The sequence below is a fragment of the Rathayibacter sp. CAU 1779 genome (genome assembly GCF_054551755.1).
Genome location: NZ_JBTOLK010000001.1, coordinates 1,617,253 through 1,629,415, shown reverse-complemented (window position 1 = coordinate 1,629,415; position 12,163 = coordinate 1,617,253). Strand labels below are relative to the sequence as shown.

Sequence of the window (12,163 nt, the reverse complement as noted above, 5' to 3'; positions counted from 1 at the left end):
TCAGTCCACCTCCGGCTTCAGTGCACGGATGTAGATGATCGAGAACACCGCGCCGATGATGAGCATGACCACGGCGATGGCGGTGCCGAGTCCGAGTTGCGAGAACTTGAACGCTTCTTGGTATGCGAGCACGGGCAGCGTGGAGCTGGCGGTTCCCGGACCGCCCGCTGTCATCACGTAGATGAGGCCGAAGACGCTCAGGGTCTGCAGCGTGGTCAGCATGAGATTGGTCGAGATGCTCCGCCGGATCATCGGCAGCGTGATGTAGATGAGCCGCTTGAATCCGCCTGCGCCGTCGATCTCCGCCGACTCCGTCACTTCCTCCGGTACGTCGCTGATGGCGGCGGAGTACACCATCATCGAGAACGCCGTGCCTCGCCAGACGTTGGCGAGGATGACTGCGAGCATCGGGAACGAGTACAGCCAGTCGGGGCCTTTGATGCCCACGAGCCCGAGGAGCTCATTGAACGTTCCTGTGCTGTTGAAGAACGCGTACGAGGCGAACGCCGCGACGACCTCCGGCAGGATCCACGCGGTGATCACGAGGGTGCCCACCACTCCGCGCACCACCCGCTGTCCGTTGCGCATGAGCATCGCCAGGCCCAGTCCGAGCACGTTCTGGCCGATGATCGCGCTGCCGACGACGAACACGATGGTCAGCACGACCGACTGCCAGAAGTTCGGGTCCTGCACGAGCTGGGCGTAGTTGGCGAGCCCCACGAACGTCGTGTTCTGCGCCGCCGCGCCCGTGAGCGCCATGTCGGTGAACGATCCGTAGAATGCCTCGATCACCGGCCCCGCGAGGAACAGGGCGACCAGTACGAGCGCGGGCACGAGCGGAACGGCCCGTCCGAGAGAGCGACCGAGACGCCGCGGGCGGGGAGAGGATGCCCCTCCCCGCCGCGGAGTTCCCGTCGCCACGGAATGCGTGAGCGACGTCATCGGGCCCCTACTTGGTCGTCACGTTCTTGGCGCCGCCGACCACCCCGGGCAACGCCTGGTCGTACACTTTGGCGGCCTGTTCGGGTGTCTGCTGTCCGGTCATGACGGATTCCATCGCCACCTGGATGTTGTTGGACACCTGCGGGTACACCGTCGTCGCTGGACGGAAATGCGTCGTCTTGACCAGACCCGAGAAGAACTTGTTCGTGGGATTGGCATCCACGTACTTCGAGTCCGCCGCGACATCCGAACGCACCGCGATCTGGGTGGCCGCGACGTCGTAGGCCAGCGAGTTGTCCTTGTTCAGTGCGAGCTTGATGAAGTTCCAGGCCGCCTGCTTGTTCGCGGACTTGGCTCCGAGCGCCAGCGTCCATCCGCCGGACATGCTCGTGGACCCCGGCGACGCGCCGTCCTGCGTCGGCATCGGTGTCTCGCCCATCACCGAGTCCCAGTCCGACCATGGCACTGCGCCGCCCTTGATCCAGTTGCTGGAGAGCCACGACCCGTCGAGGTCGATGCCCATCTTCCCCTGCGACAGCAGCTGGGGAACCTCGTTGCCGAAGTTGGGGTCGAGCGCGTTCTGCACGCTCGGCCCGAGGCCGCCCTGGTACACCTCCTTGATCACGTCGAGCGAGTCGGTGAACCCCTTCGATCCCGAGATCCACCTCTTGCTCGATGCGTCGTAGAGCGTGTCCTTCGTGCCGTAGAGGAGCATCTCGAAGCCCTGCATCGTCGAGCCCTCGCCCGCACCCTTGCCCGAATAGACGTTGAGCGGGGTGACGTCCGGCTCAGCTGCCTTGATCTTCTTAGCGGCGTCGAGCACGTCCTGCCACGTCTTGGGCTGCCATGGCACGTCGATGCCCGCCTTCTTCAGGACCTCCTTGTTGTACCAGAGCCCGCGGGTGTCGGTGCCCATGGAGATGCCGTAGAGCTTGCCGTCTTCGCCCTGGCCGGCCTGCTTCGAGTTGGCCGGGAACTGCGACCAGTCGCTCCACGACTTCACGTATCCGTCGAGGGGCGCGAGGTAGCCGGCCGCGGCGTCCGCCTTGATCAGGAAAGTGTCCTCGTACGAGACGTCGGGCGCCGTGGCGGCCGACTTGTTCATCAGCGACAGCTTGGTGTAGTAGTCGTTCTCCGCCGCCTGGATGGGAATGAGCTTCACCGTGTAGCCCTTGTTCGCCGCCTCGAACTGCTTGGCGACCGCCTTCATCTGGGTGTCCATCTGGGTGAAGTTGCCGAACTTCTGGTAGGCGACCTTGATCACCTTGTCGCTGCCGCCCCCGCTTGCCGAGCAGCCAGACAGTGCTGCCGCGGCGACGACGCCAACGGCGAGCACGGAGAGGATCCGTTTCATGATGCTCCTTTGCCTCATGGTGCATGGATGCCCCGGCCACACCCGCCCGGGACCAGATTTACTAAATCATTTGGATTTATTAGCGTCAAGGAGATTTTCGGCCACCGGGCGGGCCGTCACCGGATTCCTCAGCGTCGGATCAGGAGACCGGCGGGCTTGGGCGTCAGCGCATGGTCGAGCACCAGGCACGCGGCGCCGATCGCGGCGACGTCCTCCCCTATTGCTGACTCCGTGAAGGCGATCTCGTGCGGCATCACCATGATCGGAGATCCGTTGACCAAAGGCGGCACGGTCGCCAGCAGATAGTCCCGCAACGGAGCGAAGAAGGGACCGCCGAACACGACGTGGTCGACGTCGAGTGCATTCACCAGGGTGACGAGTGACACGGCCGTGTCCTCAGCGACCGCCTTCAGGAGGGATGCCGCGCGCTCATCGCCGGTGCGGGCATCCGCCAGTCGCGTGAAGGCGGCTCGGACCTCGGCCGTCGTCATCGACCCGGCGTCGCCGTCGAGGATGCCGCGCTCGATGGCATCCGTCACCAGGAAGCGCGGAAGCAGAGCGTCGCCGAGCCGCCAGCGGCGATGCGCTGGATCGCCGGGCTGACCGCCGACCACCATGTTGCCGATGTCGCCGGCGTTGTTGGACGAGCCGCGGACGACCTCGCCGTGCACCACGAGCCCCGCACCGACGCCCGTACCGTAGTAGAAGAACAGCATGTCGTTGCGCTGCCCATCGGTGTCCATCCAGAGCTCGGCGACGGCGGCGGCCGTCACGTCCTTCTCGAGCAGCACGGGAAGGCCGAGGCGCTCGGCGAGCTCGTCGCGCACCGGCACGTTTCGCCACCCGGGCAGCAGCGGCGGATCGAGCACCACTCCCGCCTCGACGTCGACCGGGCCCGGCGCGGCGATTCCCAGGCCGATGATCCTGGACGGTTCGATGCCGGCTGTCGTGAGAAGGGTGGATGCCGCCCGTACGATGCGCTGCAACGTCTTGGACGCTGTCGCGGACAAGGGCGTGGGAATCGTGCGGTGCGCGACGACCGATCCCGCCAGATCCAGCAGCACAACGGTGATCACCGAAGGATCGAGATGGACGCCCAGAGCGAGCCTGCCGCGCGGCTGCAGCCGGAGGATCGTTCGCGGCTTCCCGACTCCCGTCGCCCGTGTGCCGTCCTCCACGATGAGCCCGTCGTCGATCAGACGACGAACGATGTTCGTCACGGTCTGGGCCGACAGCCCGGTGCTCACCGCCACTTCGACGCGGCTCACGCCGTCGGCGGAACGACGCACGGCATCCAGGATGACCGCCTGGTTGTAGCCCCCGACGGCGGGAAGATTCGTGCCCGCCCGCATCGTGCTCGTCCTCACTCGGCGACACCGCCGCTCCCTCGGTGTGCACGAGACTACCGTCCGCCCCGGTCACGCCGACTGCGAAGCGGCGCCCCCGACTGGCGCATCCATCCACGTTCCCTGCGAGCTCTGTCGTCTCGCAGCACTTGCCCGCTACCGTTGCAGGGTCGCGGCGGCAGGATGTCGGGCACCACAGGTCGGGACACCACAAGGAGGATCGCGTGACGGCTGCACACCGCATCATCGGGCTGCTCGCCGCGGCGGCACTCGTCGTCCCTCTCTCTGGCTGCTCCGTCGTGAGCGGACTCAACCGCACCGCCGCGTGCTCGCGCCTCGCGGTCGCCGCCACGCAGCTGAAGGATGCCGAAGCCGACTTCTCGGCCGACGAGTCGGATCCTGCAGCAGCGGCGGCAACCGCCTCGAAGGCCGCAGACGAGTTCGACTCGAAGATGAAGGACGTGCGCGACGCCGATGTGAAGGCGAAGTCGGATGCCATCACCTCCGCCCTGCGCACGCTCGCCACCGATCTGCAGAAGGCCGCCGACGATCCGGCGTCGGCCGACACCGCACAGCTGAGTGCCGACAAGTCGGCACTGCTCGACGCCGCCGACAAGGCCAAATCGCTCTGCGAATGACGCTGCAACGAGCCTGTTCCGGTCGCAGCTCGTTTCGACGCCGTCCCGGGCGTCGGGTATCGTCTAAGCGACACAATTTATCTTGACGTCAAGATTGATTCCGCCGATTTTCCGCCGATAGGAGCGTGCCCAGCGCGATGGCAAAGATCATCTACACCCACACCGACGAGGCGCCGCTTCTGGCGACGTACTCCTTCCTTCCCATCGTCTCCGCCTACGCGGAGAAGGCCGGCATCGAGTTCGAGACCCGAGACATCTCCGTCGCCGGGCGCATCCTCGCCCAGTTCGGCCTCGCGGACGACGCCCTGAGCGAGCTCGGTGAGCTGACCGGGTCGCCTGCGGCCAACATCGTCAAGCTGCCGAACATCTCCGCCTCCATCCCGCAGCTCAAGGCCGCGATCAAGGAGCTGCAGGAGAAGGGATACGACATCCCCGACTATCCGGACTCCCCGTCGAACGACGCTGAGGCCGAGGTCCGCGCCAAGTACTTCAAGGTGATCGGATCCGTCGTGAACCCGGTGCTGCGTCAGGGCAACTCCGACCGCCGTGCCCCGTTCTCGGTGAAGTCGTACGCGAAGAAGCACCCGCACGTGAACAAGCCGTTCGGCGAGGGATCCAAGACCACCGTCGCCACCATGGGCGAGCACGACTTCAAGAGCAACGAGAAGTCGGTCACGCTTCCGGCCGACGACACGCTCACCATCGTCCTGGAGACCGCGGACCGCGAGCAGAACGTGCTGCTCGAGGCGCTGCCCGTGCTGGCCGGCGAGGTCGTCGACGCGACGGTGCTGTCCGCCGCGTACCTCGACGCGTTCCTGGCCAACGCGCTCGCCACGGCCAAGGCAGAGGACGTGCTCTTCTCCGTGCACCTCAAGGCCACCATGATGAAGGTCTCCGACCCGATCATCTTCGGTCACGTCGTTCGCGCCTTCTTCGTCGACGTGTTCGCGAAGTACGGCGCCGACCTCAAGGCTGCAGGCCTCAGCGCGAACGACGGTCTCGGAGCCATCCTCGCCGGGCTGGATGCTCTGCCGAACGGTGCCGAGATCCGCGAGGCGTTCGACGCCGCTCTCGCCGCCGGCCCTCGCCTGTCGTATGTCAACTCGGACAAGGGCATCACCAACCTGCACGTTCCGTCCGACGTGATCGTGGACGCCTCGATGCCGGCCCTCATCCGCAACGGCGGCAAGCTGTGGGACGGCGAGGGCGACGAGGCGGACACGCTCGCCGTCATCCCCGACTCGTCCTACGCCGGCGTCTACGCCACGGTCATCGAGGACGTCAAGAAGAACGGCCCGCTCGACCCGGCGACGATCGGATCCGTCTCGAACGTCGGCCTCATGGCGCAGGCGGCCGAGGAGTACGGCTCGCACAACAAGACATTCGAGATCCCCGTCGCCGGAACGGTCAAGGTGCTGAACAGGGCGGGCGACGTGCTGCTCGAGCACGAGGTGGAGCCAGGCGACATCTGGCGTGCCTGCCAGACCAAGGACATCCCGATCCGCGACTGGGTGAAGCTGGCCGTCTCCCGCGCGCGCGCCACGGGCACCCCCGCCATCTTCTGGCTCGACGAGACGCGTGCTCACGACGCGCAGATCATCCAGAAGGTGCGCACCTACCTGGCGGATGCCGATCTCGTCGGCGACGTGAGCGACCTCACCATCGACGTGCTCGCACCCGAGCTCGCCACGGCGTACTCGGTGGAGCGGATGCGCAGGGGCGAGGACACCATCTCGGTGACCGGCAACGTGCTGCGCGACTACAACACCGACCTGTTCCCGATCCTGGAGCTAGGCACCTCCGCGAAGATGCTCTCGGTCGTGCCCCTGATCGCCGGCGGCGGCCTCTTCGAGACCGGTGCGGGCGGATCCGCTCCGAAGCACGTTCAACAGCTCGTGCAGGAGGACTACCTGCGCTGGGACTCGCTCGGCGAGTTCTTCGCTCTCGTGCCGTCGTTCGAGAAGTACGCCGAGTTCGCCGGCGTGCCGGCCGCCCAGGTGCTGGCCGACACGCTCGACCGCGCCACCGCGACGTTCCTCGACGAGGACCGCAGCCCGGGCCGCAAGCTCGGCACGCTCGACAACCGCGGCTCGCACTTCTACCTGGCGCTCTACTGGGCCCAGGAGCTCGCGAAGCAGACGGATGACGCCGCCCTCGCCGCCGTGTTCGCTCCCCTCGCGGAGGCGCTCACGTCGAACGAGCAGACCATCGTCGACGAGCTCATCGCCGTGCAGGGCAAGCCGGTGGACCTCGGTGGCTACTACCTGCCGGATCCGGACAAGGCGAGCGCCGTGATGCGTCCGTCCGCCACGTTCAACGAGGCGCTCGCCGCGCTGTAGCGCGCCCTCGTCTGCTGGGGACACTGGCGGCGCCGATTCTGCAGAGTTCCTGGCGCGTCTTGTCGCTTCGCGCGTTGGAAGCGACACCACGCGCCAGGAATTCGTCGCGGGTGAGGCGGAAGCGACACAACGCGCCAGGCATTCGGCGGCCGTGGCGCGGCGGGTGCGCGACGTTTCCAACGATGCAGAGGACGCTCTGGGCGAACGCATCTCTCACGGCAAGTCCGAGCGGTGGACCACCCGTCTCACGCCGGATACTGTTGAAAACATGGCTGAGCTGCGACTCGAAGAACTGTCTGCGTCGAACATCTCCGCGGCGAACGCGCTCACACTGAAGCCGGGCCAGGAACAGTTCATCACGCCGGTGTCGTACTCGGCCGCGGCCGCCGTCAACGATCCCTCGATGACGTGGCAGCGGGTCGTCATCGACGGCGACGAGGTCGTCGGATTCATCATGGGCAGCTTCGACCCGGATGCCGACGACGAGTTCCGCTCGATCCTGTGGCGCATCAATGTGGACGCGAGCGATCAGGGCCGCGGCGTCGGAACGTTCGCCGTCGACGCGCTCGCGGAGGAGGCTCGCCGCCGCGGTCACGACAAGCTCTTCGTGATCTGGGAGTCCGGCGAACTCGGCCCAGAGGCATTCTTCATCCGTACCGGCTTCAGCCCCGTCGGCGAGACGCAGTACGGCGAGACCATCGGCTCGATGGACCTGTGACACCGCCGTTCAGAGGCATCGGGCAGAGCTGACACCGCTGAGCACGACCCACAACGCCTTCCCCGCACATCGGATGCCCGAGCCCACCGAATCCTTCGTCGAAGCGGTCCTCGAGGTGGTCGCCGAGATCCCGCCCGGCCGAGTCATGACGTACGGCGGCGTCGCCGCGGTGCTCGGCTCGCGCGGTGCCCGCGTCGTCGGACAGGTGATGGCACGCTACGGATCCGACGTGCCATGGTGGCGCGCGATCCGGGCGTCCGGCCAGCCGCCGATAGGACACGAGGAACGCGCGCTGGAGCACTATGTCGACGAGGGGACGCCGCTGCGCGGGATGACGGCCGAGCAGGCGCTGCGCACGGGAGCGCACGCGCGAGTGCGCGTCGATCTGGACACCGCGCTGTGGCGACCCTGGCTCGAAGACTCACGGTGATCGCATCGGATGTTATCGATGCCAGGCCGAACATCCCCCGGTAGCATCGATGCCGTGAACGCGACACGCGCCCCGGGCATGACCGACGTCGCCCGACTGGCAGGGGTCTCTGCCCAGACGGTCTCGCGCACCCTGAACGGATATCCCCATGTGCAGGCCGAGACCCGCGCCAAGGTCATGGCCGCCGTCGAGCAACTGGGATATCGGATGAACAGCGCCGCGAGGGCGCTGTCTTCCGGCCGAAGCCGCACGCTCGGCGTTGTCACTCTGCAGACCGAATTCGCATCGCGGACGGCACTCACGGTCGGGATCGAAAGCGCCGCCACCGCAGCGGGCTATGCGGTGTCCACCGCCACGACCGCGTCGCTCGAGGCGTCCGCGATCGAGGGTGCGCTCTCCCGCCTCGCCGACCAGGGTGTCGAAGGCATCGTGCTCGCCGTTCCGCTGATCTCCACCAACCGCGCCATCGAGGCACTCACGGAGAGCCTGCCTACGGTCGCGATCGACGGATCGCGGACACCCTCGACGGATGTGCTCGCGATCGACCAGCGCGCAGTCGGCAGGCTCGCCACCCGCCATCTGCTCGATCTAGGACACGAGAACGTGTGGCACGTCGCCGGCCCTGCCGCCTGGCTGGAGGCCGCAGCGCGCGCTGAGGGCTGGCGGGCCGAGCTCACCGACGCCGGGATCACGTCGCCGCCCGAGCTCATCGGCGACTGGTCGCCAGAATCCGGATACCGCAACGGTCTGATCCTCGCGAGGATCCCCGACGCGACGGCCGTCTTCGTGTCCAGCGACGAGATGGCGTTCGGCCTCATCCGCGCGCTTGCCGAGCAGGGCAGACGGGTGCCGGAGGACGTGTCGGTGATCGGTGTCGACGACATCTCGCTCGCCGCGTTCTGCACCCCTCCCCTGACGACGATCGAACAGCCGTTCCGGGACGTCGGTCGGCTCGCCGTCGAGCACCTGCTGCGTGCGATCGCGGACCCCGATGCCGCAGCGCACGGGGAAGCGATCGTGCCCAGGCTCGTGACGCGCGCGAGCACGGCGCCGCCGCGCGGTTGACCTCACGGCTGACTGTGTTCACGGGTGGCTGTGTTCACAGTCGGCTGCGTTCACAGTCGGCCGCGTTCACGAGTGACGCTGGCCGGCGCTCGACTGGATGGGTGTGAGTCCGTTCGCTCATCTCCGTGACGAATGCGCTGCAGCTCTGGTGTTATCGATGCCATACGGCGTACGGTGTCTCCCGTCATGCCGCTCGAGCGGCTCCGACGAAGAAGTGAGGAAGCCATGACACTCCGCATTCGACATCTGCAACACCTCCGCCGTCCGGTTCTCACGGCTGGCGTCGCCGTTCTCGCCACGACGGGCCTGTGCCTGACCGGCGGCATGGCGGCGTACGCCGGCACAACGAACGGCGGCGGCTCGGCCACGCCCGTGTATTCCGTGAGCACCGGGTCGCTCGGCACGTTCGGCAACTCCGACGACACCCCTGCCAGTCCGTTCATCGACTCCGACGGGACGTTCTACTACAGCGAGTCCCACTCGCTCTACGGAGCGACCGATCCGCGCGAGTGGACGTTCTACACCGGCACCACGATGGACGATGCTCAGCCGGACACCGCGTTGAACACGGCCGTGAATCCGAACGATGCCACCGACAAGAACGATGACACCACCGTGCGCTGCAACAACAGCCCGACCGGACTGACCTCCACATATGCTCCGGCGGGATCCGGCTACTCGCAGCGCAACTACTGCGACCTCACCCAGCAGTGGGTCGACCCGGACACGGGCGACTGGTACGGGCTGGTCCACAACGAGTTCACGCCGCAGCCGTTCGCGGATGGACTGCACTACGACTCGATCGACTTCGCCGTGTCGAAGGACCACGGGCACACGTGGACCATCGAAGGCCACGCGATCACCTCGCCGTACAGCACGACGCGCGGCGACACCGCGGCCTTCCCGCAGCAGACCTACTACTACGGCGACGGTGACCCGCGGCTCTACGTCGACACGGCATCCGGATATTTCTACGTCTATTACGGCTCGCGGGTCGTGAACAAGGGCGGCGGCTGGGTGGCGTTCTACGAGCATGTCGCGCGTGCGCCGATCGCCGGCAAGATGGCGACCGGTTCCTGGCAGAAGTATTACGACGGCTCGTGGAAGCAGCCGGGCGTCGGAGGCAAGGAGAGCAATCTCGTGCCGGTGACCGCCTCCGACCCCACGGGCTACACGCCAACGTCGAAGGAGTACAACCCCGCGACGCCGGGAACGGCGCAGCAGCAGATCGCCGCAGGCACGATGCCGGCCACGTCGCCGCTGTTCGTGATGGACATCACCTACGACGCGTACCTCGGGCTGTACATCGGCGAGCCGCAGAACCCCGACCAGAGCGGCAACGCTCCGCAGGAGTACTACGCCACGAAGAGCCTCGCGACGCAGAAGTGGTTCCTGCTCGGCACCTCGGGCAGTTCCTTCGAGACCGCATCGTGGTACCGCTGGTTCATCGACCCGGCGAACGCGACGAGCACGTCGATCGTGGGCAAGACGTTTCGGTCCTACTGCGCCTGGGCGTGCGCCGACGGATCAGACGGGGACTATGCGAACGTGACCGCAGACTCCTCGGCTCCTGCGGCGGCGGTGAACACGTCTATCTCCTATCGCATCGCCACCGGCAACGGACGGGAACTCTCGCAGGTCCCGGGACGCTCATCGACCACGGCGAGCAAGCCTGGCCATTCCGCTCTCGGCGACTGGCGCTTCACGGCCACCGGTGACGGCGCGTACACGATCAGGAACGTGGCCACCGGCCGGCTACTAGGTGTCGACTCGACGTCGGTGACCAACCGCGCCTGGGGCACGGCGCCGACCGTGACCTCGGCCACCACCTCGACCGTCGGGCAGCAATGGTTCGTGGTGCCGAACACGTCGTCACGTTCCGGAGTGGCGACCGGGACCTTCCGACTGGTCAACCGGTACAGCGGGCTCGTGCTCGCGCTGACGGGCTCCGGCGCACAGACCGCACCCGGCCGCTCGTGGGATGCCACGTCGCACAACGCGATCGACACCGCCCCACTTGTCTCGCAGCAGACGGTCTCGCTGGTGCCGACGCGGAACGGCGGACACCACTGATCGGATGACACCACGGGAGACAGGGATCGTCCCCGTCTGCCTCGGCGGACTGGGACGATCCCTGTCTGCACCACGCGCTGTCACGTCCGCTGGACGGACCGCTCAACGCCGAGCCAGCGCGCGATGTGGATGCCAGTCGCCACGAAGACGACGAGCCACGCGGCGAGAGCCAGCCACAGGAAGAGGCGACCGGTCCAGGCGACGACGGGCAGGGCATCCGCTTCGCCGAGGTTGATGCCGCAGACGGCATACATGCCGAGCGGGAACACGATGCTCCACAGCGCGGGCTCGTAGCTAAGCGGAACGCGGTGCGTGATGTGTCGCCACCAGCCGACGGCGACCAGCACCGGGATGAGCCACGTCGCGAACGACCAGAACACCACGGATCCGCCGGCGGCGAGCCCCGTCGTGACGGCGGTCATGGGCGTCGCCTTCATCTCGACGACCCGGGATCCCGCCAGCACCGTGATGGATGCCGCACCCATCGCCACCCAGTACGGCGGCCCCATCGTCTCAGGGGTGATGCCGTGCACGAGCAGTCGGATGACGACGGCGATGCCGATGATCGCGTAGAGGATGATACCGACACTCCACGACGCGAAGGCGATGATCGACAGGAACGCGCGGAGAGGAGGCAGCGACGGCTCGAGCGTGGCGGACAGCACGGCGACCGACTGGCAGGCGACGGCCCAGACGAACCAGGAGCCGTTCATGCCGCTGAGCGTCTCGGCTCCGCGCCTCTGCAGGATGACCGCCCACGGCACCGCGTAGCCCAGCACGAGCCAGACCACGCAGGACAGGGCGAGCAGCGTCGTCGAGAGGATCAGATCGTCGTCGAGGGCGAGGCGCGTGCCCAGCACATTGGTGCCGGCGACGAACGTGTAGAAGAAGAACGCCACCTCCGGCGACCGGAAGTCATCCGCCACCACGCGGGGATAGCGGATGACGCGCCACACGTTCAGCACGACCAGCAGCACATACGCGACGGCGGCGATGACCAGGAGCACCTCGGACGCCACGTCGAAACCCTCGGCGTGCAACCCCACGGAGAGGATGCCCGTCGCCATGACCAGCGCGAAGTACCCGGGCGGCAACGTGCGTACTGCAGCGCGCGCCCGCGCCGGAAAGCCCTGCGTCACGGGGACAGACTATGCCCGCACCCGTTGGGGACCCGCGCGCTTCGTGGCGCCGCATGTTCGTGCGTGTCCGCGCCAGGTTTCGGCAGTTGCGCCAGCAATGCCGGCGCTAGTGCCGAAAC

10 protein-coding genes are annotated in these 12,163 nt (G+C 67.0%); 6 read left to right on the top strand and 4 right to left on the bottom strand.

The features are described from left to right. The 3 genes from ACX9R5_RS07425 to ACX9R5_RS07415 form a co-directional block, all read right to left on the bottom strand. Positions 1 to 942 carry a carbohydrate ABC transporter permease gene (locus tag ACX9R5_RS07425; protein WP_459408346.1) on the bottom strand — a complete coding sequence of 314 codons (942 nt, stop codon included), beginning with the start codon at positions 940 to 942 and terminating at the stop codon, positions 1 to 3. Between the two features lie 7 nt (positions 943 to 949). Next, the gene (locus tag ACX9R5_RS07420; protein ID WP_459408345.1) at positions 950 to 2,296 is read right to left on the bottom strand and encodes an extracellular solute-binding protein; all 1,347 of its coding nucleotides are present in this window, start codon (positions 2,294 to 2,296) and stop codon (positions 950 to 952) included. Between the two features lie 128 nt (positions 2,297 to 2,424). After that, positions 2,425 to 3,648 carry an ROK family transcriptional regulator gene (locus ACX9R5_RS07415; RefSeq protein WP_459408344.1) on the bottom strand — a complete coding sequence of 408 codons (1,224 nt, stop codon included), beginning with the start codon at positions 3,646 to 3,648 and terminating at the stop codon, positions 2,425 to 2,427. A gap of 218 nt (positions 3,649 to 3,866) precedes the next feature. Between ACX9R5_RS07415 and ACX9R5_RS07410 the strand changes: the two genes are divergently transcribed. The 6 genes from ACX9R5_RS07410 to ACX9R5_RS07385 all read left to right on the top strand — a co-directional run bounded on the left by ACX9R5_RS07410 (position 3,867) and on the right by ACX9R5_RS07385 (position 10,905). Then, positions 3,867 to 4,280: a hypothetical protein gene (locus tag ACX9R5_RS07410; RefSeq protein ID WP_459408343.1), complete on the top strand. Its 414-nt coding sequence runs from the start codon at positions 3,867 to 3,869 to the stop codon at positions 4,278 to 4,280. 137 nt (positions 4,281 to 4,417) lie between these two features. Next, complete coding sequence (locus tag ACX9R5_RS07405; RefSeq protein ID WP_459408342.1) at positions 4,418 to 6,619, top strand: NADP-dependent isocitrate dehydrogenase; 2,202 nt, start codon at positions 4,418 to 4,420, stop codon at positions 6,617 to 6,619. 268 nt (positions 6,620 to 6,887) lie between these two features. Then, positions 6,888 to 7,337 (top strand): GNAT family N-acetyltransferase, encoded by a 450-nt coding sequence (locus tag ACX9R5_RS07400; protein ID WP_459408341.1) that lies wholly within the window; start codon positions 6,888 to 6,890, stop codon positions 7,335 to 7,337. Between the two features lie 73 nt (positions 7,338 to 7,410). Continuing rightward, the gene (locus ACX9R5_RS07395) at positions 7,411 to 7,767 is read left to right on the top strand and encodes an MGMT family protein (protein ID WP_459408340.1); all 357 of its coding nucleotides are present in this window, start codon (positions 7,411 to 7,413) and stop codon (positions 7,765 to 7,767) included. Between the two features lie 54 nt (positions 7,768 to 7,821). Beyond that, a complete protein-coding gene (locus ACX9R5_RS07390) occupies positions 7,822 to 8,832 on the top strand; it encodes a LacI family DNA-binding transcriptional regulator (RefSeq protein ID WP_459408339.1) in 1,011 nt (336 codons plus the stop codon). 225 nt (positions 8,833 to 9,057) lie between these two features. Then, the gene (locus ACX9R5_RS07385) at positions 9,058 to 10,905 is read left to right on the top strand and encodes an RICIN domain-containing protein (protein ID WP_459408338.1); all 1,848 of its coding nucleotides are present in this window, start codon (positions 9,058 to 9,060) and stop codon (positions 10,903 to 10,905) included. A gap of 80 nt (positions 10,906 to 10,985) precedes the next feature. On the opposite strand, the gene ACX9R5_RS07380 is transcribed toward ACX9R5_RS07385, so the two are convergent. Further along, on the bottom strand, positions 10,986 to 12,044 hold the full coding sequence (locus ACX9R5_RS07380; protein ID WP_459408337.1) for a tellurite resistance/C4-dicarboxylate transporter family protein: 1,059 nt from the start codon (positions 12,042 to 12,044) through the stop codon (positions 10,986 to 10,988). Between the last annotated feature and the right edge of the window lie 119 nt (positions 12,045 to 12,163).

Excerpts from the sequence above, each read along its gene's own strand:
- ACX9R5_RS07425 (WP_459408346.1), bottom strand. The coding sequence starts at position 942 with ATGACGTCGCTCACGCATTCCGTGGCGACGGGAACTCCGCGGCGGGGA.
- ACX9R5_RS07415 (WP_459408344.1), bottom strand. The coding sequence starts at position 3,648 with ATGCGGGCGGGCACGAATCTTCCCGCCGTCGGGGGCTACAACCAGGCG.
- ACX9R5_RS07405 (WP_459408342.1), top strand. The coding sequence starts at position 4,418 with ATGGCAAAGATCATCTACACCCACACCGACGAGGCGCCGCTTCTGGCG.
- ACX9R5_RS07400 (WP_459408341.1), top strand. The coding sequence starts at position 6,888 with ATGGCTGAGCTGCGACTCGAAGAACTGTCTGCGTCGAACATCTCCGCG.
- ACX9R5_RS07385 (WP_459408338.1), top strand. The coding sequence starts at position 9,058 with ATGACACTCCGCATTCGACATCTGCAACACCTCCGCCGTCCGGTTCTC.
- ACX9R5_RS07395 (WP_459408340.1), top strand. The coding sequence starts at position 7,411 with ATGCCCGAGCCCACCGAATCCTTCGTCGAAGCGGTCCTCGAGGTGGTC.
- ACX9R5_RS07420 (WP_459408345.1), bottom strand. The coding sequence starts at position 2,296 with ATGAAACGGATCCTCTCCGTGCTCGCCGTTGGCGTCGTCGCCGCGGCA.